Origin of the sequence: Sphingobium sp. TKS (assembly GCF_001563265.1) — a bacterium.
In the GTDB taxonomy this organism is placed as follows: Bacteria; Pseudomonadota; Alphaproteobacteria; order Sphingomonadales; family Sphingomonadaceae; genus Sphingobium.
On sequence record NZ_CP005083.1, the window covers coordinates 813,201 to 835,814 of the forward strand.

Annotated in this window: 25 protein-coding genes and 1 pseudogene; 20 read left to right on the top strand and 6 right to left on the bottom strand. The window is 62.8% G+C overall.

Translation table 11 applies throughout. The features are described from left to right. Positions 1–47: 47 nt before the first annotated feature. The 13 genes and pseudogenes from K426_RS04135 to K426_RS04190 all read left to right on the top strand — a co-directional run bounded on the left by K426_RS04135 (position 48) and on the right by K426_RS04190 (position 11,613). Positions 48–695: a hypothetical protein gene (locus tag K426_RS04135; protein ID WP_066554117.1), complete on the top strand. Its 648-nt coding sequence runs from the start codon at positions 48–50 to the stop codon at positions 693–695. A 4-nt stretch (positions 696–699) separates the two neighbouring features. After that, entirely contained in the window at positions 700–1,134 is a 435-nt protein-coding gene (locus K426_RS04140; protein ID WP_066554124.1) for a hypothetical protein, read from the top strand. Positions 1,135–1,285: 151 nt separating this feature from the next. Next, positions 1,286–1,459, top strand: a pseudogene (locus tag K426_RS31790) (zincin-like metallopeptidase domain-containing protein); the annotation flags it as partial. A 109-nt stretch (positions 1,460–1,568) separates the two neighbouring features. After that, the gene (locus K426_RS04145; protein WP_066554126.1) at positions 1,569–2,960 is read left to right on the top strand and encodes a tyrosine-type recombinase/integrase; all 1,392 of its coding nucleotides are present in this window, start codon (positions 1,569–1,571) and stop codon (positions 2,958–2,960) included. Further along, a complete protein-coding gene (locus K426_RS04150) occupies positions 2,957–4,744 on the top strand; it encodes a hypothetical protein (protein ID WP_066554128.1) in 1,788 nt (595 codons plus the stop codon). The genes K426_RS04145 and K426_RS04150 overlap by 4 nt, the downstream gene beginning before the upstream one ends. Further along, on the top strand, positions 4,741–6,966 hold the full coding sequence (locus K426_RS04155) for an integrase (RefSeq protein ID WP_066554134.1): 2,226 nt from the start codon (positions 4,741–4,743) through the stop codon (positions 6,964–6,966). The genes K426_RS04150 and K426_RS04155 overlap by 4 nt, the downstream gene beginning before the upstream one ends. Positions 6,967–7,010: 44 nt before the next feature. Further along, positions 7,011–7,913: an ArdC family protein gene (locus K426_RS04160; RefSeq protein WP_066554136.1), complete on the top strand. Its 903-nt coding sequence runs from the start codon at positions 7,011–7,013 to the stop codon at positions 7,911–7,913. Next, positions 7,910–8,206 carry a zincin-like metallopeptidase domain-containing protein gene (locus K426_RS04165; RefSeq protein ID WP_082748411.1) on the top strand — a complete coding sequence of 99 codons (297 nt, stop codon included), beginning with the start codon at positions 7,910–7,912 and terminating at the stop codon, positions 8,204–8,206. The genes K426_RS04160 and K426_RS04165 overlap by 4 nt, the downstream gene beginning before the upstream one ends. An 11-nt stretch (positions 8,207–8,217) precedes the next feature. Further along, positions 8,218–8,640 (top strand): hypothetical protein, encoded by a 423-nt coding sequence (locus tag K426_RS04170; RefSeq protein WP_066554144.1) that lies wholly within the window; start codon positions 8,218–8,220, stop codon positions 8,638–8,640. Between the two features lie 304 nt (positions 8,641–8,944). Beyond that, on the top strand, positions 8,945–9,898 hold the full coding sequence (locus tag K426_RS04175) for a DUF2493 domain-containing protein (protein WP_066554145.1): 954 nt from the start codon (positions 8,945–8,947) through the stop codon (positions 9,896–9,898). A gap of 122 nt (positions 9,899–10,020) precedes the next feature. Then, positions 10,021–10,482 carry a DUF6878 family protein gene (locus K426_RS04180; RefSeq protein WP_066554146.1) on the top strand — a complete coding sequence of 154 codons (462 nt, stop codon included), beginning with the start codon at positions 10,021–10,023 and terminating at the stop codon, positions 10,480–10,482. Between the two features lie 10 nt (positions 10,483–10,492). Continuing rightward, a complete protein-coding gene (locus tag K426_RS04185; RefSeq protein WP_066554149.1) occupies positions 10,493–10,921 on the top strand; it encodes a DUF6915 family protein in 429 nt (142 codons plus the stop codon). A gap of 302 nt (positions 10,922–11,223) precedes the next feature. Next, on the top strand, positions 11,224–11,613 hold the full coding sequence (locus tag K426_RS04190) for a single-stranded DNA-binding protein (protein WP_007688363.1): 390 nt from the start codon (positions 11,224–11,226) through the stop codon (positions 11,611–11,613). A gap of 115 nt (positions 11,614–11,728) precedes the next feature. On the opposite strand, the gene K426_RS32405 is transcribed toward K426_RS04190, so the two are convergent. Then, positions 11,729–11,959, bottom strand: a complete 231-nt coding sequence (locus K426_RS32405) for a DUF6437 family protein (protein ID WP_039338502.1) — start codon at positions 11,957–11,959, stop codon at positions 11,729–11,731. A 323-nt stretch (positions 11,960–12,282) separates the two neighbouring features. On the opposite strand from K426_RS32405, the gene K426_RS04200 reads away from it, so the two are divergent. Next, complete coding sequence (locus K426_RS04200) at positions 12,283–12,519, top strand: hypothetical protein (RefSeq protein ID WP_066554157.1); 237 nt, start codon at positions 12,283–12,285, stop codon at positions 12,517–12,519. Between the two features lie 102 nt (positions 12,520–12,621). Here K426_RS04200 and K426_RS04205 read toward each other — a convergent pair whose 3' ends face one another. Beyond that, positions 12,622–12,816: a hypothetical protein gene (locus K426_RS04205; RefSeq protein WP_066554159.1), complete on the bottom strand. Its 195-nt coding sequence runs from the start codon at positions 12,814–12,816 to the stop codon at positions 12,622–12,624. A gap of 439 nt (positions 12,817–13,255) precedes the next feature. Between K426_RS04205 and K426_RS04215 the strand changes: the two genes are divergently transcribed. From K426_RS04215 to K426_RS04230, 4 genes are all read left to right on the top strand, one after another. After that, on the top strand, positions 13,256–13,588 hold the full coding sequence (locus tag K426_RS04215) for a hypothetical protein (RefSeq protein WP_066554166.1): 333 nt from the start codon (positions 13,256–13,258) through the stop codon (positions 13,586–13,588). Beyond that, positions 13,578–15,974: a type IV secretion system DNA-binding domain-containing protein gene (locus K426_RS04220; RefSeq protein ID WP_066554168.1), complete on the top strand. Its 2,397-nt coding sequence runs from the start codon at positions 13,578–13,580 to the stop codon at positions 15,972–15,974. Before K426_RS04215 ends, K426_RS04220 begins: the two co-directional genes overlap by 11 nt. Positions 15,975–16,011: 37 nt before the next feature. Then, positions 16,012–18,939, top strand: coding sequence for a MobF family relaxase (mobF, locus tag K426_RS04225; protein WP_066554174.1), 2,928 nt, complete (start codon positions 16,012–16,014; stop codon positions 18,937–18,939). Between the two features lie 70 nt (positions 18,940–19,009). Further along, on the top strand, positions 19,010–19,249 hold the full coding sequence (locus tag K426_RS04230; RefSeq protein WP_030092562.1) for a hypothetical protein: 240 nt from the start codon (positions 19,010–19,012) through the stop codon (positions 19,247–19,249). A gap of 24 nt (positions 19,250–19,273) precedes the next feature. On the opposite strand, the gene K426_RS32410 is transcribed toward K426_RS04230, so the two are convergent. Genes K426_RS32410 through K426_RS04250 form a run of 4 tightly spaced genes read right to left on the bottom strand, consistent with a single transcriptional unit; the run spans position 19,274 to position 20,852 of the window. Then, a complete protein-coding gene (locus tag K426_RS32410) occupies positions 19,274–19,471 on the bottom strand; it encodes a DUF6961 family protein (protein ID WP_066554176.1) in 198 nt (65 codons plus the stop codon). Next, entirely contained in the window at positions 19,471–19,842 is a 372-nt protein-coding gene (locus K426_RS04240) for a DUF5818 domain-containing protein (RefSeq protein WP_237229943.1), read from the bottom strand. The genes K426_RS32410 and K426_RS04240 overlap by 1 nt, the downstream gene beginning before the upstream one ends. Next, positions 19,773–20,198 carry a thermonuclease family protein gene (locus tag K426_RS32415; RefSeq protein ID WP_066554178.1) on the bottom strand — a complete coding sequence of 142 codons (426 nt, stop codon included), beginning with the start codon at positions 20,196–20,198 and terminating at the stop codon, positions 19,773–19,775. Before K426_RS32415 ends, K426_RS04240 begins: the two co-directional genes overlap by 70 nt. A gap of 12 nt (positions 20,199–20,210) precedes the next feature. Continuing rightward, the gene (locus K426_RS04250; RefSeq protein WP_007688341.1) at positions 20,211–20,852 is read right to left on the bottom strand and encodes a S24 family peptidase; all 642 of its coding nucleotides are present in this window, start codon (positions 20,850–20,852) and stop codon (positions 20,211–20,213) included. Between the two features lie 408 nt (positions 20,853–21,260). Here K426_RS04250 and K426_RS04260 point away from each other — a divergent pair, with 408 nt between their 5' ends. Then, on the top strand, positions 21,261–22,157 hold the full coding sequence (locus K426_RS04260) for a WYL domain-containing protein (protein ID WP_066554183.1): 897 nt from the start codon (positions 21,261–21,263) through the stop codon (positions 22,155–22,157). After that, positions 22,150–22,608: a BREX-3 system P-loop-containing protein BrxF gene (brxF, locus tag K426_RS04265; RefSeq protein WP_066554185.1), complete on the top strand. Its 459-nt coding sequence runs from the start codon at positions 22,150–22,152 to the stop codon at positions 22,606–22,608. Before K426_RS04260 ends, brxF begins: the two co-directional genes overlap by 8 nt. The last annotated feature ends 6 nt before the right edge of the window (positions 22,609–22,614 follow it).

A 22,614-nucleotide genomic window follows, 5' to 3' on the forward strand; every position in this document is an offset into this window, starting at 1 on the left:
GACTGCAAGATTATCAGCAGTGTTGGTTTCGGATATTCGGTGCAGGTATGAAGCAGAAGAAGGCCAAGCTTCCCGGCGATGCAGTCGTGAAGGCGTTGATCGAGAAGTACGACTGCCCTGTGCCATTCCACGAAGTGCGCACTCGGTTCCTGGGCAATATCGCAACACCGGAGCTATCGGCCTCGCCCTTGCAGATGATTCAGGATTTGTGGGGCGGCGAGCTGCCCGTGTTCGACAGCATGGACGAAGCCAACGAACTGATTGGCGCTCTGATCGACGGCCTTTGGAATGGCCTGACCCGGCATCAGAAGCGCAGCCAGCCATTCAGGCTGACACGCGTGTCGATGGACCCTACTGCCGCAAATCTCGGGCGCTACGGGCTGATCCGTCTTGAGGAACTGGATGGATTTATCGAAGGTCTGTTCAACGGTCATGATATCATCGATCTGCCCGAACGGGCACATGGCGCAATCGGCCATCTCGCCGAGCTGCGCGCGATGATGGGCGGCATCTGCGAACTCGTGGAGCGTGACCCTGACGCCGATGATCGCACCAAGCTCGACACGACATTCAAGCACCTACGCGAACTGACCAAAATCATGGAGACCGAGATTCACGAGACCGTGTTGGCTTGCACTCGTGCACGGCGACAGATGCTTGACGGCATCCTCACAGAGAAGCCGACGGTGCATTGATCCAATGTCCGAGGAACGCCTGCGCGAGAAGCTGCGCAAGATCGAAGCTCTCTATGCCGGCGCCACGACTGCCGGCGAGCAAGCTGCGGCAGGTGCAGCTGCGGAACGCATTCGCCGCCAGTTCGCGACGGCCAGCAAGAAAGAACGTGCCGAGGAGTTCAAGTTTTCAATTCCTGACCCTTGGTCACGACAGCTCTTCATCGCCCTGTGCCGCCGCTATGGCGTCAAGCCATTTCGCTATACGCGCATGCACCGTCAGACGGTGATCGTTCGCGCGCCAGCCAGTTTCGTTCGGATGACGCTATGGCCAGAGTTTGAGGAACTGAGCGGAGCCCTGACCTCACATCTGGATGAAATCACGCAGAAGATCATCAGGGAGGAAGTGCACGAGGCCACACAGGATGCGGAAGAAGTGAGCGAGCCGCGTCAGTTGCGCTGAAACGTTCCCGTCCTCCAGCGGATTGCCTCTAGGGTACCTGGAATATGCCGAAGCGGCACGCCACCAAATCGCAGAAATTCAAGACCCCACGACGCCATGCGGCATAATCCGGGTTGCGGCATTATGCGACTTATGCCGATATCGGCATAAGTCGCACTGGACCGGCCATGCCAGCCGCTTGGGGCGTGACCTCAAGAACCGTTTCGGCACAGCGGCCTACGCCGCCGAAGAACTGGTCGCCTTATCTGGACAGTCTGCACCGTTCCTGACGCACCATTGGACGGTATGTTCTTGGCACAACGCAGGGGGTCATCAGGCCGGATGAAGCGCTATCCATAAGCTGGCGTAGTCCGGCCTGATGGCCACCGTCCCGCAGACGCGCAACGTGCGCGATCTGGATTCGGGAGGGGGTCCGGGGGAGGGACCGGCAAGCTGTGGATACTTCAGAGACGCTGATCGTCATTCAGGAACGCCGGGCGGCGGATGGCCTGGACTCCTACATCCCGGTAGTCCTGCGAGGTGGAGAGATCTACGATCCAGACCTCGACCGCTACTTCCTCGATCTGCCGTTGAACGGGGCGCGTTCGCGCCATTCGCTGCGCGCCCACGGTTATGATGTCCTGGTCTGGGTTCGCTTCCTCGCCTCCGTGCGCGGCAAGTCTGTCTGGCAAGCCGATACCGATGATGTCGGTGCGTATCATCGGGCACGTCGGCGTAGTGACGCTGAGTTCCGGGTTTCGGCATCGACGTGGAACCGGGCGATTGCCTCGCTCGACAAGCTTTATCGATGGGCCGAGCGGGAGGGCCTGATCGAGCGCACACCATTTACCCACCGTCAGGTCTGGCGAAGTTCGCGCGGAGGGCGTCGAGCGGCCGTCACGGGCCGCAACGACGCCTATGAACGCGCGGCCCGTCGGTCCGATGTTCACTTCATCGATCTCACCGATTACCGCGCCTTCCGCGAGGTCGGCCTGCGCGGCCTGACCGTAGAGGGAACCGAGCGTCCTGGAGCACGTGACCGCAATGGCGCGCGCAACGCGCTGTTCGCCGATCTGCTGGTCACCACCGGCCTGCGCCTCGAAGAGGCATCCTTTCTGCTCGCCGCCGAGATTCCGGTTGGCGGCGCCCGCGCGGAACGGCAGCGGCGGGTAGAGCTTCCGGCGGCGCTCACCAAGGGAGACAGGGGGCGTAGCATGTTGCTGCCGCGCCGTTTGTTACCGGTGTTTGACGCCTATATCGCCGTTGAGCGAGCCGAAGCCGTCGCCAAGTTCGCAAGCCGCCGTGGCTGGGAAGCCATCGACCGCCCGATCTTCATCCACCGCCCCTCATTCGGGCCGAGCGCATTGCATCTCGTTGGCGGTGGCACAATGGACATGGAGGTCGTCACACCGGATGAACGCGGGAGGCTCGTCATTTGCGATGACGACGGAACGCCCTGCGAAGCAGCGGTGCTCTGGCTGACCGAGGTCGGGCATCCGGTGCTCCCCAACTCGTGGGAAGCGATCTTCGCGCGGGCGAGCCGCCGTTGCACGGATGCCGGCATCCCGGTCCGGGTCAGCCCCCATCAACTCAGGCATTCCTTTGCGGTCCACATGCTGGCCATGCTGATCCAGCGCCGCCTTGCCGAGGCGGCGGCACCGGTGGGCACCATGGATGGTTATCGCCAGTTGGTCGGCGATCCGCTTCAGCAAGTTCAGCGATTGCTTGGCCACTCAAGCCTCGCCACGACCTCGATCTATCTCGATCACCTTGCCACGCGTGCCGATACCGTCGATGCGGCGGTCGAAGAGCTGTTGGCACTCGTACCGGGCTATCTTCCATCATGACCGCTGCTCCACGCAAAGGGCGCAAGGTCAGTTTCGAGGCAGCCACGACTGTGCCCGAGGCCGATCCATGGTCACAGATCAGCACGCTGCGCTTCATGATCGATCCGCCGTACGGCGGCGAGTTGCTCGTCGATTTCACCAGCTTGCGGCCCCGTGGCCTGGCTCTCGCCTTTGCACGGGGCCTGTTCATGCTGGTCGCTCCGCGTGGCCCCATCATGGTGCGTTCGTCGATCAAGACATACGTCACACAGCTGCCGAGCTTCTTTGCGTATCTTGCCGGGACAGGCGACCGGATCAACGGCCCGGCAGACCTTCGCGCCGACCATATCGACGGGTTCGAGCGATGGCTTGCCGCGCAGGGCAAGTCGCGCGGGCACGCGCCGACCTATGTCGCCAAGGTCGTCTCCGTCCTTCGCCGCATTGCGACCGATAGCCCCGCGCTTGTCGAACCTGGCTTGCGGGAACGGCTGCGCTACGTCAGCTCACACCCCCACGTTCGTTCCCGTCCACGCGATGCCTATAGCCCCTACGTCGCTCGCCAACTCCGCGATGCAGCACGCGCCGATCTTGTTGCGATCGAGGCGCGCTTGCGGTCGGGGCCGCGCTTCGATGAGGTGCCGGAGATAGAAGGCGCATACCGCCAAGCCCACGCTGCCATCGAAGCGCGCGGCGTACTGCACCACCGTGATCCGGCATGTCAGAGCCTGTATAGGCTGCGGTGGATTCGCGAACTGAGCGGCGCAAGGTTCAACCTGAGCCTCCACGCTGCCCACTACCTTACCGCACACGACGTCGTGCCGCTTCTCGTTCTGCTCTCGCTGGAGACGGGGCTCGAGCTGGAGTGTTGCAAGTCGCTCACCATCGACTGCTTGCGCAATGCTTCGGGCGGTACCGTCGATGTCGCCTATACCAAGCTTCGCGCCCACGGTGCCGAACAAAAGACCATCCGGGTCCGTGATGGCGGCTCGTCGACACCGGGCGGCCTGATCCGGCGGATCATCGCACTCTCCGCCAAGGCCAGAGTGCATAACCCCAGCGACAACCTCTGGGTCTATTATCAGACCAACGAGATCACCGCTGGTATCCGCCATCCGCGCATGACGATCGACGCCTGGACGCAGCGTCACGGCATTGTCGATGACGCCGGTCGACCGCTATTCCTGCGCCTCTCGCAGCTACGCAAGACGCACAAGGCCCTGTGGTACCTCAAGACCGAAGGGCACATGGCCCGCTTCGCCGTTGGCCATACCGTCGAGATCGCGGCACGGCACTACGCCGATATTCCGGCACTCAGACCGCTGCACGAGCAAGCCGTGGCGGATGCCCTCGAAGAAGCGCTGCCCGGTCCCAGGATACTTCCTCCTCCCGACGAGGAGCGACTGCGCGGCGAGTTGGCGAGCCCCACACCGGATGATGAAGGCGCCTCGCGCGCACTTCTCGACGGAGAGCAGGACGTCTGGCTTGCCAGCTGCAGCAACTTCTATTCCAGTCCCTTTGCATCTGACGGTACCGCGTGCCCCACGCCGTTCTGGGGTTGCCTCGATTGTCGCAACGCGGTCATCACCGCGCGCAAGCTGCCCGCCATCCTCGCGTTCCTCGCCTTCGTCGATGATCAGCGAGCGGGCCTCAGCGCGGCCGAGTGGGCAGCCAAGTTCGGCCATGCCCGTGACCGCATTGTTCAGCAGATCCTGCCCGCCTTCGCCGACGACGTTGTTGCAAGGGCCCGGGCGCAGGTCACGACCGAGCCTCCCACGGTTTATCTGCCGCCCGAGGCCCGCGCATGACCGCTCTTCAGCTTCTGGCGGAGGGCTGTGATGAACGTGATGCCCTCCCGGTGCTCATGTCCGCACCGCTGCGGCCGGGCTTCGATCGCGCGCATATCTCGCGATATGGCGATCCGGTCTGGGATCTGGCTCCCGGCGTGTTTCGTGATAACGCCCGGCGCTGCCATGTCACGGTACATTTTGACGGCATCGACGACCCATCCATCGCCGATGCCCTGCGCCAGATTCTCCATGCGCGGCTCAATGTCGATTTGCCCGGGCACCGTTCTCGGCTTGAGCCGGCCGGGGTGCGCGGCGAGGCCAACCGGAGCTTGCGCTTTTTCGACTTCGTGAAGGCGGAGCTGGGTCGTTTCGATCTCGGCCGGGTCGATCAGCCTTTGGCCGATCGGTACGCCCGCTCTTTGCGCCTTGCCGGGCTGCGTCCGGCTGCAGTCGCTACCCGGCTGCGCGTGATCTTCGACCTGCACGAGTTGCGCCACCATTTGACGACCACGCGGCTGTCCTTTGAGCCCTGGCCCGGGCGCAGCCCGTTTTCGGTAGCGGGAGCAAAGCATATCACTGGAGAGAACCGGACGCCGCGCATTCCGGAAGCGATCATGACGCCGTTGCTCGCCTGGTCGCTGCGCTATGTGACCTGCCATGCACGAGATATCCTTGCCGCACGGGTGGACCTTGATCGCCTCGAAGCAAAGCGTGACCGTCTGGTTGCCGCTGAGGCAGGTCTTGATCACGCGGATCGTCGGTCGCGGCAACGCCAACGCCTCAAGACCTATATTGCCGCCTTGCGGCAACAAGGGCGCGGGTTTCCGATCTGGACCACCGCACACAACGGCACAACGCGGACAGATCCGCAAAGCGGCGAAGTCACGCCGCCGATCAACTACCACCTGATCCACCTCCATGCCGGCATCGACGCGCAGGTCGAACCTGCCATGCACCTTGGCCTCACCACCGGGGCGCCGGACCTCATCGCCGCCGCCATCGCAGAACTCGGCGCCGAGATCGGCGGGATGGATACGCCCATTTCGGCCGATCCCGATACTGGCCTGCCCTGGCGCACCCGCTTCGATGCCAAGGTCCTGGCTCTCGAAGAGGTCATGCTGCAGTCGGCAGCCTACGTCGTTTGTGCCTATCTCTCAGGCATGCGGGACAGCGAGATCCAGGCGATGAAGCAGGGATGCCTGTCCATCACCAGAGCAGAAGACGGTGCGATCTTGCGGCATCGCATCAAGTCCACCGCCTACAAGGGCAAGCGCGGCGGCGGCGAGGAGACCGAGTGGGTCACGATCGCACCGGTTGCCGAAGCCATCGCCGTCCTCGAACGGCTTTCCGCGCGGGCGGGGCAAGCGCGCGGGACAACGACCTTGTGGCCGGTCCTCGCGCTTCGGGTTAACACCAAGACGCATGTTTCTGCAGAGATCGTCCGGCAACTCAACCGGTTTCGCGATCATCTCAACGACCGGTTCGGAACCGCGCAGGCACCGATCATTCCTGCCGGCCCCAATGGCGCGCCCTGGCGTCTGACCACACGCCAGTTTCGCCGGACCATCGCCTGGCACATCGCCAACCGGCCCTTTGGGACGATTGCCGGCATGATCCAGTACAAGCACGCCAGCGTTGCGGCGTTCGAAGGCTATGCCGGCAGCAGCCGGTCCGGATTTCGCGGAGAGATCGAAGCCCAGCGCGCGCTTGGCCAGATCGACGATATCCTCGTCTACTTCGACGAGCGGCAAGGTGGTGCGCGCCTTGGCGGACCTGCCGCGAACAGGATCGGAGCCGCACTCGATACTGCCGCCCACGAGTTGGCGCCGCTACCCGCCATGATTGCCGACCGGCCACGCCTGCGCACGATGCTCGGCAGTCTCGCGCGGACATTGCATGTCGGCCCGCTGGCCGATTGCTTCTTTGATCCGGCAACTGCCCTGTGCCTCAACCGCATTTCGGAACCGGGTGCGACCGGACCAATGATCGCCATGTGCGAGCCGGTCCGCTGCCCCAATGCCTGCATTGCCGAACGGCATCGCCCGGCTTGGCAGCGCGGAGCTGACGAGGCGCGGCTGTTGCTGCGCGAGAAGCGGCTTCCAGAACTGCAGCGGGTAACGCTTCAGGCCGAGGTGGCAAGGATCGAGCGTGTCCTCGAACAGATCGCGCCCGGTGCCGCCACACCTCGGACCGGTGTGGCGGGAGAGGAAGAGGAGGCCGGTTTTCGGGTGACGGGCTGAAGGAGCGGAAGAGAGTTTCCCTCCGCTCGTCGTGGAGACCCGCCATGTCCCGATCCCACCCTGCGACGCCGCGAGCCGACGTCTATTCGCGCATCACCACCGAGATTGTCTCTGCCATCGAAGCCGGTGCCGGCAATTGGCGCATGCCCTGGCACCATAATGGCGCTGCCACGACGAGGCCGCAGAACGTCACCTCCCGCCGTCGCTATCGCGGTGTCAATGTGCTGGCGCTCTGGATTGCCGCTGAAGCCAGCAGCTATTCCAGTGGTCTTTGGGGGACCTATCGCCAGTGGGCAGCTCTTGGCGGACAGGTCCGCAAGGGTGAGCGCGGAACCACCGTCGTGTTCTGGAAGCAGGCCGCATCGCGCGCCGATGATGATCATGACGACGGCGAAGCCGGCCCCGGCCGCATGTTCGCCCGGGCCTTCACCGTGTTCAACCTCGCACAGGTCGAGGGCTATGAGCCCGCTCCTGTCGCAGTATTGCCGGAAAGCGAGCGGTTCGAACATGCCGAGGCATTCGTCGCGGCTCTGAAGATTCCGATCACCGAAGGCGCCTACGATGCGCACTACCGGATCGATCTTGATCACATCTTCATGCCAACCTTTTCCTCGTTTCGGGATGCATCGGCGCAGATGGGCACCCTTCTGCACGAAGCTGGCCACGCTACAGGCGCAAAGCACAGGCTCGACCGCAATTTTGCCGAGAGGTTCAAGCGCGACAGCTTGGCGATCGAGGAGATCTGCGCCGAACTGACCGCTTCGTTCGTGCTCGCCGACCTCGGGATCGCCCACCATCCGCGCGCCGATCATGCCGCATACGTGGCATCGTGGTTGCGCGTGCTGAAGGACGACCCTCGCGCCATCTTCACCGCCGCCAGCAAGGCACAGGCCGCTGCCGATTGGATGCATGCCCAGCAACCTCAGTCCGAGGAGTTGGCGGCATGACGCGCGTCCGGAAAATTTGCAGTGGAAGTCAGATAAGGGCTGGACTGTCAGGATATGTCGCCGAGCTATCGAGCGCCATGCTCGGCGCTGAGCTGGGCCTGCCCGTCACACATCTCGACAGCCACGCGAGCTACATCGAGCATTGGCTCAAGCTTCTGAAGGATGACGATCGCGCAATCCTGACCGCTGCCGCCAAGGCTGAGGAGGCGTCGACCCTGCTGCTGAAGCTTGGCGGAAGGGTCATGCCCGAACAGTTTGACGACGCGTCAGACGACGCTGCGCTTGCGGCCTGAGGGAGGATGCCATGGGCCGATCAGTCAGCTATCCCAGCGGCGCAATCGTCGCCTTCACAGTGCTTGAGGTCGAAGCCGAGGACGACTGGGAATTCGAATACGAGTGGCTGCGTGACGACCTGCGCGAGCGGGCCGGCCGAGCCTTCCCGTCGCTGATCCCGCATGACGGCTGGCGCGGACGGGAAGACAGGATCCTCATGCGCAATGCCTATGCGGATTTCGGCGTATCGGTCTACGGCGGGCTGGTGGCCGTCTGGATCGTCGAACGCGATGACGGCGCCTATTGGGACGCCGATTGGCGAACGGCCCGCTCACCGCGGGCACAGCGCTGGCTGTCCCAGATCGCATCCCGCTTCGATGCCGTGTTCGGCGACTATGACTGTCTCGGGCACATGTCGAACGGAGAGGGCGTTTATACCAAGCGTGCGGCTTGAGCCGAGCCGGGGCGGTGCATGCATGAGGCACAGGGCGTGCCCCTGCCAATGGCTGTTCCGACCGCCCATGGTCTGGCGCCATGCGAGAGAGGCCCTGGGCCAGCCGCCAGTCTTGCGCAACCCGGCTTGGGCGGGCCCGTGTTGTCCTTGGCCCTTCGGGCTCAAGGCCTGCCCGCGCCAGCCCGCCAAGCCGGGTTCCCCCTGACGGGTGCGCAATCCTGCCTGAATGCTGGCCCTGACGGGCTCTCGCTGGCGCAGCCATGAACGGGTGCGTCGGCGTCACGTCAGTCAAGAGGATATCCCCATGCACACGTCATTTGCCGACCAACTCGCCGGGCTCGATCTTGCCGGTTTTTCCATCGGTGCTGCTCCCGTATCGACAAGCGATTTCCCGGTCCGGGAGGCGGTCGTCCAAACTCTCGAAGCGGTCTGGTCCGATCTTTTCGCCATGGTGTCCGGGACCGCGCTTGAAGCCGACGCCGAAGATCTTGGCTGGGCCTTCGTCAACATCTTTCACCGCTCCGCCGAACGCAAATCGACGGCCCTTGACCGGGCGACCGACGAGGTCCGCGCGCTTATTGCTACGGCCGACGGATCCGAGGTCCACACTCACGACCTCGAGACCCAGGTCGAGCGGGCGCAATGCGCCGAAAGTGCGATGCTGGCGCTTGAAGAGATGCGCGAGGTCGCAGCAGCCCTTTACCTCAATGAGTTCGGGTCATCTTGGAAGCCGGTCTCCAGTTCTCGCTTCAATCACAGCGTCATGCTCACCTCCGCGCTGGTCGAAGGGCGCGACTTCTTGCGTGCCCGTGCCGAGGCCAAGCGCCGTGCGGCAGTGCCCGAAGGAACCCCGGTCGTCTTCGCTGGCGGACGCACCCGCCATGCGACCGAAGACGATGCTCTGACCTTTGGTAACAACGTCTGGGCGACCCTCGACAAGGTCCGCGACCGCGTCCCTGACATGGTGCTCATCCACGGCGGCGACACCAAGGGCGTCGACCGCCTGGCATCGAGCTGGGCCGAACGCCGCGGCATCCCGCAGGTCACGTTCTCGCTCGACATGCGGCTGGGCGCCCGTGCCGGCTTCAAGCGCAACGAGCGGATGCTCTCCCTCGATCCGCGCTATGTCATCGCCTTTCCGGGCAATGGCGTGCTCGAACGTCTGGTCATCGAAGCCAAGGCCCGGCGGGTCACCGTGGTCGATCGTCGCGGGCCCCTTGGCACCAATCCGAAGAGCACTTCGGCAGGCACTGACTGAGGTCATGCCGGTCCTCGCGCCAGCGCCGGGTCGGCGCTGGCGTCGTCCGTCAGAGGAAAGGCGCGCGCCTGTCGATGGGAGCCAGCGAATTGCCGTTGGCTTCAGTTACCAGGAGGCATTCCATGATCGATATCGAGGCTGTGATTGCCGACTTTGCCGTTCGCCAGGCCGAGCGGCAAGTGCAAGTGGCCGAAGAAATCCAGCAGCTCAAGGCAGCCATTCTTCCGCGCTTGCAGGACGCTGAGATTGCTCGGGTCGAGATCCGTTTCGACGGATGCGGCGACAGCGGTGCCATTGAAGAATGCGCGTGCCTCGATGAAGCCGGCACTGCGATCCCGTGCCCGGAAGTCTCCCTCAAGGAAGGCGAAGCAGACAGCGTTGATCGTACCGGTTCCGGAGAGCCGCAATCACTCGGGCAAGCACTCGAACAGCTGACCTACCTGGCGCTCGAACGTCACCATCCGGGCTGGGAGATTAATGACGGTGCCTGCGGCCAACTCGTGGTCGATGTGGCTGAGGCGACGTTCGTGCTGGATTGCAGTCTGCGCTTCATTGCGACCGATGATCACTCGACCGAGCTCTAGGAGACCTGGCATGGCCCACTGCTACTACCACGCCCTCTCGTCGGTCCGGAAATGGGGCGGCACGGTCGATGACTTTCTCCCGCTGCACCAGTGGTTCGACCAGTCCAAGGCAATCCTGGCAGACCCACGGCACCGCGCGCTGCGGCACCATGCCGAGGGGATATTCATGCTCGAAACACTCTTCGGCGACACCCTCGTCAATGCCGATGGCCGGGTCGTTCCGGTGCGTCTGGTCGGCGAACAGCACGTACGCGAAGACCTGGGTTCGATTCCCTCCTTTGCGGACTGGGCGCGCTTGATCACGCCGCAGGCCTGGATGCTTCGAGGCAACCCTCTGGACGGCGCTGAAGGGGTGACGATCGATATGCCTCTCCCCGGCGAAGCAGTTTCGTCCAGGAATGAGCCATCGGTTGGAGGAGCGGTTAGTACCGTGATCTAGGATGGGGTTCTCCGGTGGAAGGTCGGGCAGGGATGATCCAGCCAAGACCGGAGGGAAACGAGTCAGGGCTGACCTGTTCAAGGCATCCAGCTCCACCCGGCTTCGATGCAAACCTGTCCCTGAATCACCCCCCGTCGAGACGCGCAACCCGGATCAGGTCCGGCCGAGTTGCCGGGCTGTGCCCGGCTGCCCGCTCCACCCGAACCAGTTCCGGGTTCCCCTTCGGTGCGCTTCGCCATGGGGCGCTTCTGCTCGGGTTTGCAGCCGGGATGGACCCGGATTGCTCGATCAGGAGAAAGTCCATGACCAATCTCGTTATCCTCGTTGGCCGCATCGCTCGCGACCCCGAAACCCGCACCACCCAGGGCGGAACCAGCATCACCTCGATCTCGGTCGTGACCGACCGTCCCGCCCGCAAGGATGGCAAGACCTACAAGGACGAAAACGGCTACACCGCCAAGGACAGCGAATTCCACCGGATCACCTGCTTCAACGGCCTCGGCCAGAATGTCGCCAAGTACTGCACCAAGGGCCAGCTCGTGACGGTCGAAGGGCGCATCCACTACACCCAGTGGGAAGATCAGAGCGGCACCAAGCGCTACGGCTGCGAGATCATCGCCGACAAGGTCGACTTCCTCACCAAGGGCCGCTCCGGCAGCAACGAAGGTGCTCCCGATATCGACGAGGACTGAATGTCCTTGCCTCACGACAAGGCCCCGGTGGCAGACGCCATCGGGGCCTTTTCTTTTGTACGCCGGCGATGCGGCGGCGCGGGGCATCGAACCCCTTGCCGCCGCCGGATGGGCTTTATGCGGGAGCAATCCGCTTCAGCGTTTCCTCGATCCCGAGCGCCATCGATGCGCGAACGATCTGGCGCAACTGCGCCGGATCGATCGTCTCCGCGCCGCACTCGATCAGCAGCTTTCCGAGTTCGGTCGCTGCTTCTTCGCGGAGACGCGCCTCCTCGTTCTCGAGTTGGGCACGCTGTTCACGCAGCTTCTTCAGCGCATCTCGGGCAGTAGGTTTGGACCTGGCCATAGTGCTTCCTTCTTGCTGGCCGTTGGTCCCCTCCGCTGCCGATCTTGGCACTGCGGGCGCATGTAGGAAAATGTTTTGTGGGGCAGGCGTTGCGCTTCTGCGCAGGCGTTGGAGAGGTCTCTCTCGCAGAAAGACCAAGTGTGATGCGGGCTTTGGGGCTGCGTCAAGGACGACGGGGCCCCACCATTTTTACCGGGCAAGCCCGGCAAAAATCGTTGCCCCCATCGCCGCTTCGCGGCCGCTATCGCGGTCCCTGACCCAGCCCGTCACCCACATCCTTCGCAGCTCCTGATGCGACGCATCGAACATCAGGAGGAAAGATCATGTACGCTTCACTGAACATTGCCGCTGCTGGTCCCGCCGCCGATCAGGCAGCCTTCGTTGCTGCCCTGGATCAGGCCCATGCCCGGTCCATTCACAGCTACTTCACACAGTACGTCCTGACCGATGACGAGGCAGGCTATATCGCGGTCGATGAAGGCGACTACGGCGCCTTGCCCAAGGCCATGCTGGACCGTGTCATCGATACTGTGCCGGGCCGTCTCAGCGATGAAATCTGACTCGCCGGTTTGGGAGGAAGTCCGTCAGGGCTTCCTCCTTTCTTTTTGCTCGCAGACCGTTTCGGCACCCCTCGGCCGGTACGGGAAGGCGGGTCGACAGCGTCAGTCGGCGGTATCAGGACGGTCGAGATCGGCGAGCCGTTCCGGCATACCCAGAACCTTCAACGCCGCGGCCTCAATGGCTTCTGCCTGTGTCGGGAAAGCCTCGGAGGAACTGATCGACACCCCGTTCGGGTAAGTGACCGTTGCCTGGAAACCATTGCCCTTCGGTGTCGCACTCAATGTGACTTGGCCCATGCGGCGCCTCCTTTCTACCCGGAATATTGGCTGCGTCATAGGCGTCGATCCCGTCTGTGCCTATCGCGATCCGCGGATCGGCTACCTGCCGAGGACCCTGGGAATGGGGATCGCAAAACGCATCATCCGTTACAGGATCAATAGCTGGTTCCTCTCCTCGCAGTTGGGGACAGTTGGGCACACCCTACGCGACGGGTCGCAGGAAAGGTGGGCAGAAAAATTATGCAATCACAAAGGAATAGAGCGCATTTTGTGAAATGGCAGCTTCTCCGTCAAAAATGACGTGGGAGAGGGGAGTTACGTGGATTTGACCAAGGCGAGGCCAAGAATGGCGGAATTCCGCAGTCCTATATGTTCTTGACATGTTCTTGAATCTGACTTAGCTTCGATCCTGCCTTTCGCAGTGTGAATCGGGCTCCTGACCACAAGGAGTCCGTGCATGACACGGCCAATCTGTCTCCAGGTTTACATCTCCAGCGAGCTCAGCTCGCTGATCCGCAGGGCTGCCAAGGCCAAGGGGATCAGCATGAGCGAGTGGGTTCGCGCCTTGCTCGCCAATGCCTGCACAGAGGACGAGCTTGCCTCGCGGCTCGACGCTTCCATTGAGCGAATTTCCCGCCGCTCGGTGTTCCTCATGGTCGGGGTTGATGCGCTGCTGGCGGGCCACCCCGACCACGCGCTGCGCGGTCGGGCTCACCAGGCTTACGTTCGCAAATGCAAGGAACTCGGTCTTTCCACAGCAGCTGGCGAGGGAGGCTCCGATGAAGCGTAATCTCGTCAACTTCACGCGTGGCAGCCAGCTGCTCGGACACTTCAGCTTCATGTTCGCGGCGGGTCTCAAGGGCCCACTGATCGTTGCCGCGCTCGTGATCTCATGGACATCATGGTGGACCATTTCGGCAGGCCTCACCGATCACGAAGTCTATCTGGTCTGGATGCGGATCTATGCCGCCATCTACGGCTTCATGGAGTTCGATCCCGCCAAGCGTATCACTCTGGAAACCGCCTTCGGCGCGACCATCCAGTTTCCGATTGCCCTGCTCGAGCACTACCCCCCGGTGGTCCATGCATGGGAGAAGCTGATGGCGCTTCTGACCAGTGCCTTGTGGCGTTCCGGGTTCTTGTTGGTGCCTGCGTTTGCCGTCTTCTACTGGTTCGCCGAGCGGTTCGGTGGCCGCTCCAAAGAACGCAAACATGAGCGCGGCGCGATGCTCGTCACGCTCCCCGAGCTCGTCGATGAATTGACCGCACACAACCGGCGCGAGCGCACCCGTGAGCTTGATACCGCGCTGGGCTGGAAATGGCGCCTCAGTCTGCCGCGAGAAATCGCCCGGGGCTTTCCGTATCGGCCATCGCACATCGCCACGGTCTCCTATCCCTGGCGGCTCGAACAAAGCCATGCGATGCTCATTGGCACCACCGGTATGGGCAAGACCGTGGCGATCTCCGACATGATCGCGGAAGCAAGAGCCAAGGGTCAGCGCTGCGTGGTCTTCGATCTGACCGGGGCCTTTATCGAGCACTTCCATGCTGCCCATTGCGACATCATTCTGAACCCGCTCGATGCGCGCTGCCCCCAGTGGAGCCTGTTTGACGAATGCCGCTCCGAAGGTGAGTTCTGGGCCGCCGCGGACGCCCTCGTCCCCCATGACGGGGGCGGAGAAGCCCAGTTCTGGGTGATCGCTGCCCGCGCGCTGTTCGTCGAATTCTGCCTCAAACTTGTGGCCGAGGGCAGGGCGACCAACGACGCCCTGGCGCGGGAGCTCATGACCGCGGACCTCTCGCGCGTTCATGCCATGATGCGCGGAACGATCGCCGATCCGCTGACCGCGCCGGAAGCCGCACGCATGGCGGAATCGATCCGCGCCGTCTTCAACGTGAACGCCAAGGCGCTCAAGCTGCTGCCCACTGCCGGACCTCGTTTCTCGGTTCGCCAATGGATCGAGGACGGGACCGCTAGCGCCAGAGGCGAAGGCTCGATCCTGTTCATTTCGGCTCGCTATGTCGACATGAGCGTCTGCGCGCAGCTGCTCACGCTCTGGCTCGATACCGCCATGAATACGCTGATGACGATGCCCCGCACCCGCGATCTCAAGTGCTGGTTCTTCGTCGATGAGCTGGGTGCATTGCACCGCCTGCCGGCGCTCGAGAAAGGCTTGCAGACAGCGCGCAATTTCGGCGGCGCGATTGTCCTTGGCCTTCACGCCTATGCCAAGCTCAAGGAGGTCTACGGCGAGAACATGGCGATGACGCTGGCATCGCTCGCCCGGACCAAACTGATCCTTGGAACCGCCGACCGCGAGACGGCCACCTGGTGCTCCGACTTCATCGGCCATCGCCAGGTCAGGGACATGGAAGAGGGCTACACCTATGGCTACAACAATGCCCGCGATGCGGTCAGCCTCACCCCGCGCAAGCACATCGAGCCGCTCTTGCTGCCCGACCAGCTAATGAACCTTCCGCGCCTTTCAGGGTACATCAAGTTCCCTGATGGCTTTCCCGCCGCACCGGTCAAGATGAAGCCCGTCGACCGACCCAAGCGGGCGGAAACCTTCATCGCCAGGGTCAAGGACAGCCCGAAGGCAAGGGTCACGGAGATCCATCCGGCGGCGGAGCAGGCAGAGCAGAAGGCAGCGCCGACAGGCGGCGAGCATCCTTCGTCGAACGACGACGGCGCCGGCAAGCCGGTCGTCCCGAAGCAGGGCGAGCTCGCCTTCGACCAAGGTGCGCGAGCTGCCTCGAAAAAGGAGCCTGAAGCGCCTGCCAAGGATCTTGGGCGAGCAGTGGAACGCACACCCGGCAAGACGTCGAAGGAGCGAGAACCGGCAACTCGTTCCGAGCAAGACAAGGCGGGCAAGGCCAAGACGGACCGGTCGAATACCAGAACCGATGCTCCGCCGCGAAAGGCTGGACCTTCCGCCCGCCCACTTCTCCAGACAGGCGAAGCCGCAGCGGCGCGGGATCAGTCGGCTTCGCCGAAGGGCACGCCTCAGGCCAGCACGCCCGGAACGGAAGGGCTGCAACAGGGCAAGCCGGATAACCCGAAGAGCCAAAGCTCCAGCGATGCCGCCGCGCGCAAGCTGATGATCGAGGATGGTCTGCGGGAGCACGAGCCTCCGCCGATCACTGGTCCGGAACTTGGCGACATGGAGATGTGAGCATGTCGCCAACTGCCTTGGCGTTGGGGACCGATCGATGCTGTCGGTAGCCAATGTCCGCACCGCCGGCGGCGCGGCCAACTACTTCGCTGCCGACAATTACTACACGCGGGCGGATGCCGATCGCTCGGGTGAATGGCTGGGCAACGGCGCTGCCGCGCTCGGGCTTACTGGTTCCGTAGACGCACGGCAATTCGAGGCGGTCCTTAAGGGACTGCTGCCCGATGGTAGCCGCTTGGGCAGTGACAACCGGGCGCACCGGGCGGGGACCGACCTCACCTTTTCGATGCCGAAAAGCTGGTCGGTCCTGGCTCTGGTGGGCGGCGACAAACGGATCCTCGATGCCTACGGGTCGGCCGTCCGGGAAACCCTGCGCTGGGCCGAAAAGAACCTAGCCGAGACCCGGATGGAGGTTCGCGGAAAGGAGCGTACCGTCCAGACCGGCAACCTTGCGATCGCGCTGTTCCAGCACGACACCAATCGCAACCAGGAGCCCAACGCGCACTTTCATGCCGTCATTGCCAATGTGACGCGAGGGGGCGACGGCAAATGGCGGGCGCTACGCAATGACAAGCTCTGGCAGCACAATACCTTGCTCAATGCCATGACGATGGCGCGATTTCGTCTGAGCGTCGAAAAGCTTGGGTATGAGGTCGGTGAGTTCGGCAAGCACGGTAATTTTGAGGCCGTAGGTGTGCCCAAGGTGGTCCGCGATGCCTTCAGTTCCCGGCGAGCGGAAATCCTGGAAGCGGCCGCCCAGATGAACTTCTCAGGGCCAGGCGTGCTCGATGCTGCAACCTTGATGACCCGGGCCGACAAAGGGCGCATCGAAGATCGCGATGCGCTGACGCAGCAGTGGCAGGAAGCGTCTGCGAGGCTGGGCTTTGATCCCGCCACGGTGACTGCCAGAGCCAATGCTCGCAGTGCGCAGGATCTTGGCAATGTGACCGGCTTGGGACCAACCATGCGCGCGCTCGTCCGCAATGTTCAGGCTCTTGCAACCTCCTTTGCCGAGCGCCTTGGCCTGCGCGAAGGTGACCCGCTGATACCTTCCCGGCTGACCAACCGCAGTGTCGAGCAGGTCGCCGCAATTCATGCAGTCGCCTCGGCTGTGCGGCATCTGGGCGAGCGGGAGGCGGCCTTCAGCCGAGCCGAAATCTACCGTGCAGCGCTTGGCTTTGCGCTCCCGACTTCGCTCGCTGACATCGAGCACCGCGTCGACCAGCTGCTCCGCCAGGGACATCTGGAGAAGGGCAGGGGCGCTGACCGGGAACTGCTGACGACACGCGACGCTATAAGCCTCGAACAGCGCATCATTGCTGGGGTCGAAGACGGGCGCGGCGCTGCACCGGCGATTGTTTCTCCCGACCTTGCGGGGGCCCGTCTGCAGGCCCTGTCCCAGATCAAATACGGCATGACCTTGAACGCCGGACAGGAAGGGGCAGGGCGTTTGCTGCTTGGCTCGAACAACCGCATCGTCGCGATCCAGGGCGTCGCGGGGGCAGGCAAGAGCACGGTCCTCAAACCCGTCGCTGATATCCTGCGCGAGGAGGGCAGTGCCGTGCTCGGTCTCGCTGTGCAGAACACGCTGGTCCAGATGCTCGAGCGCGATACGGGTATTCCCTCGATGACGGTGTCGCGGTTTCTCGCCCGGCACCGCGATCTCCTTGAAGGGGCCGATGCGGACCGTCTCGCCGAGGCGCGGGCTGAGATGCGCGGCACCGTGGTGCTGCTCGACGAGGCATCGATGGTCGGCAATGCGGACAAGGAGAAGCTTGTGCGGTTGGCCAACTTGCTCGAGCTCGGCCGCTTTGCGAGCATTGGCGACCGCAAGCAGCTGGGTGCCGTCGATGCCGGAAAGCCGTTCGATGTGATGCAGCAGGCCGGCATTGAGACGGCCGTCATGAGCACCAATCTTCGCGCGCGCAGCGAAGACCTTCGTGAAGCGCAACTGGCAGCGCAAGACGGGCGCATCGAGGATGCCATGCGCCATTTGGCACCCCAGGTGATCGAGGTTGGGAACGACGTTGCTGTCGAAGCTGCAGCAGCCTGGCTGTCGCTTTCGACTGCCGAGCGCGAGGCAACTGCAATCTATGCCTCAGGCCGAAACTTGCGCAGTGCCGTGAACGAGGCTGTGCAGACCGGCCTCAAATCCAGCGGGGAGCTCGGTCCTGAAACCATGCGACTCCAAACCCTGTCCCGCGTCAATGTGACCCGCGAGGAGCTGCGATATGCGAGCACCTATGCGCCCGGCATGGTGGTCGATGTCGCGCGGCGTCAGCGCAGCCAGGGCCTTGCAGCAGGCGAGTACCGTGTGGTCGGGACCAATGTGGCGCGCGAGCGGGTCAAGCTGGAGAACGCGCGTGGCCGCCAGTTCGAGTTTCGTCCCGGTCAGATCAGGCCGCAAGGTGAGCAGGATCCGCTGCGCCTGTTCGAAGTCCGTGCCCTCGACATTTACACCGGCGACAGGATCCGGTGGACCGAGACCGATTACCAGCGGGGCCTGCTCAATGCCGACCAGGCCCGGATTATCGCAGTCGACAAAGAAGCTGTCGTGGTGAAGACATCCTTGGGCGCAGAGCACAGGCTGGAGCAGGGCGACCCGATGCTCCACCGTCTCGATCTTGCCTATGCGCTCAATGCCCATATGGCGCAGGGGCTGACCTCTGATCGCGGCATTGCGGTGATGGACAGCCGCGAGCGCAATCTGGCCAATCAGCAGACGTTCCTGGTGACAGTCACGCGCCTGCGCGATGGCCTCACGCTCTATGTCGACAATGCTGGCAAGCTCGAGGCGGCGGTCGAGCGCAATGCCGGCATGAAGCGCTCGGCGCTTGAAACGGTCGATCTCCTCCGCGATGCGGCAGCCACAGGGCAGGCCAAAGATCGTGTGGCTCCAGCACCGGAACGCAAGCCGCCAGAACTTGACCGTTCGATCACGAAGCCGTTCGAGATCGGCATTTAGCGTCCCGCTGTCCCCATGCGTCCGCACATGGCCGGTTGACGCGAAGTTCTTTATTTGTTCTCATTGTCTCATGCCCCGAATCTCCGACGATATCCTCCTCACGCATCTCGAAGTCGCGCTGGCCGTTGCGCCGGAGCACACGCTCGTCCGTCTCAATGCCGATGATCCACGCGCCCAGCGCAGCGCCAGGGTCGATCTTGCTCGTCATCTGGTCGAACGCATGCGCGGCTTCACCATCGAAGGCGACAGCCAGGGCGGCCAGGTCGCGCAATCGTGTCTGTTTCCGGGCGATCTGTCGCCGATCGGATGAACTGATTGGCCTTGTCGAGGAGGTTTACTGGAGTGGCCGGTCCGGGGCGTTGGAGCTCAGCTGAACAATCCGCTCGGCGATAGCCTGCCATGTCCGAATGCCTGCCTCGTCGCCAGCAAGTGCGAGCGCCCCAATCTGCTCGGCGACGTGCAAGGGAGCCTTGTCGCCATGAGTTTGCAGGACATGGTTGGCGCAGGCCCAAAGCTCCCAGTCGCTCAGCATCAGCCCAGCAGGCCGACGACACCGCCAACCGCCGCGTAGAGACCGTAGGCGACGAAGGCTACGGCAAGGAGGAATTCGAGGCGTAGTTTGAAGGCAGTCGGTCGAGGTTGTCCGACAGGCCATATCTGGTCGCAAGCAAATCCGTTGAACCCCGAACGCTCCCCGACCACTTCGACACGAGAGCCGATGAATTTGCGTACCTGACGGGTGTTGTCGAGTTCCCAAGTCCCGCCACCGTCAGTTCGCAGCACCGGTCCGTTGGCCGCCCATTCGACGATGCCGGTCAGATGCGTGGTGCTGCTCACCGGCAAGCCGGGCCTTTCCAGTAGCGATCCCAGCGCAGGACAGTGCCGGTCTTGATCATGGCGCATGACAGATCGGCACCTGACGGCAGACGGCACCAGGCAGCGGTCCTGTTGCCGCCAGCGGACCCCTCGGAACGGCATGTCAGCCGCGGACCTCTGACCACCACGTGACCGGTCGAGATTGTTCCATTCGCACCGCCCATCAGCTGTACGAGCGCATCACGCGCTTCAATCGCCGTGGCATCGGGGCAGGGTTGATTGGTGCGGCAGGTGCCGTCCATTTCCCGGGCAGCGATACCGGCGATCCGAAGGTGAGGGCCTTCCGCACACCAGACGGGTCCATCGCCATCCCAGACATGGGTTGGCGTGCAGGTAAAGGTCTGCCCGGAAGCGACGATCGAAGCGGCAAGGAGGGCAAGCATCAGAGGACCACCTTAGAGCGCCCGTCCGAACCAGAGAACCCGTCCGACGATGTTGAGCGTGCGTTTCTCGAGGCCGCGCCAGCTTGGATAGGCCGGGTTGTCGCTCAGAACCGACGCGCGCTTGCCCTGTGGTTCGAGGGCAATGCGCTTTACGCTCAACATGTCGTCCATCCGCAGGACATAGATCCCGTCTCGCAGCCGCGACTGGCCATCCCCAAGATCGACCATCACCTCGTCGCCATCGTGGAGGGTGGGCTCCATGGAGTCGCCATGCACGGCGATGATCGACAGGCTCGATGCCTTGCTCGCGGTCAGCCGGCGCAGCCACTTCTCGTCGAAGCCGAACTGCGCGGACTTGGCTTCCATTTCGGCCAGAGCGCCATGGCCGGCCGATGCCTCGACATTGAGCAAAGGCACATGGACCAGTTCGACGACCGGGCCTGAGCGGCGGGCAGGGGCTCCAAGAACCTTCTCATCGACCCCGAAAAATCGCGCCAGAACCGAGCGATCCTGCTCGTCCAGCTGCCTCGGGCTGCCGCGCCGAATATACTGCTGGATGTAAGCGGCATTGCGCCCCAACAGGCGCGAAACTGAGGAGTAATTCACCCCTCGTTGCTGGATCAGTTCGTCCAGGGCTCTCCGTGCGTCGTCCATGACTGCCAGTCCTATCGCGGGCACCTAGGAAAATCGATCCTAGACTCTAGGAAGCCTTCCTAGTAAGAACATAATAGGAACGCTAGCTTAAAGCGAGTCTATGGCGATGGAGCTACTGGAGCAGATCGAGGCATATCTGGCGCAAACACGGACGTCGCCGAGCACCTTCGGTCGGCACGTCGTGGCAGATCCTCGCTTCGTTCAGGACCTTCGGGACGGGCGCAGGCCGCGCCACAAGACCTGCCAGAAAGTGTCGGACTTTCTTGCTAGCTCAGAGGCAGTTAGCCGCAGGTAGATTAGCGAAACCGGGGCCAGCAGCTTTCCGAATCTCGTTGCCTCGCCATCAAGCATCCACTACGCTTACCCATACAGAAACTGGTTTAGCCCAGTTTCTTGGGGGATCTGAGGATGGACAGCGATTCGGGATTGAGGCGCGGGGTTGAGAGCCGCCTCGAGTTCATCGAATTCAGGCTTTTCTGGGAAGGGCATGTCAATCGGAGTGACCTGATCGACGTTTTCGGCGTTTCGATCAACCAGGCTTCCACGGATCTGAACAGATATCTCGGCCTGGCTGAAGCCAACATGGTCTACGACAAGAGCGCCAGGACTTACGTTCGCAGCTCGTCGTTCACCCCTGTATTCCACCAGCCCGACGCAGCCCAATATCTCTCCCAGCTTAGATCGCTCTCGGATGGAATCATTGCCGCCGACGACAGCTGGATCGGAGGCTTGCCGAGTTTCGCCTGTGCCCCGACTCCCGCCCGCGGTGTCTCGCCCAAAATTCTGAGGGCCATCGTAACGGCGATCAAGCGGCACGAGGCGATCGAGGTCTTCTACCAATCGATGTCATCCCCTGAGCCTGCTTGGCGGTGGATCGAACCTCATGCCTTGGTCTTTGACGGCTTCAGATGGCATGCTCGCGCGCATTGCCCACGCAGCAGCACCTTCAAGGATTTTGTTCTCTCGCGCATCACCGATACGCGTTCATCGAAGCCAGCAGATGCTAGGTCTTCCGGCGACAGCGAATGGGAGGAGCAGGTTGAGCTGCAGATCGCGCCTCATCCCGAACTGAGCGCTGGTCAGCGCAAGGCGATCGAGCTCGATTACGGAATGGAAAGGGGCGTGACGACCATCCCGGTCCGAAGGGCTCTCCTCTACTACGCCTTGAAGCGCCTTGGATTGGATACCGATCCGGCCGCACGTAGGCCCCAGGACCAGCAGATTGTGCTCTTGAACGCGGCCGAAATTCGTTCGGGAAGGCATGGCGATGGCGTGTCTCAGCCAGAGGGACCGCAATATGCTTGAGCGGTTGCAACAGCTTGCTGAAGATGCAGCGACACTGAAAAGCAAGCTGATCCTTGTGGTCGCGTATACCGCAGGCGGAAAAACAGAGATCCTGTCGCGCCTTGCAGAGAGCGAAGGCATGCCCCTGATCAATGTTGGGACACAGTTGTCGAGCAAGCTGCTCCCAATTCCGTCGCTTCAGCGTAGTTCTGAAGTTATGCCGTTGCTTAGGGAACTGATCGATGAGACTGGTTCTCAAAAGTGCGTGATCTTCGACAATATCGAAATTCTTTTCGAGGAAGATCTTCGCATTGCCCCTGTTGATGTCTTGAAAAAGCTTGCCCACGCTCGCCCCATAGTGGCGGCATGGCCTGGTCGTTTTCAGGACGGCCGACTGACCTATGCCCGCACCGGGCATCGTGAACACTGCGAGGTGCCAATCGATGGTGCCGTCGTATTCGAGTTGAATTGAGCGTTG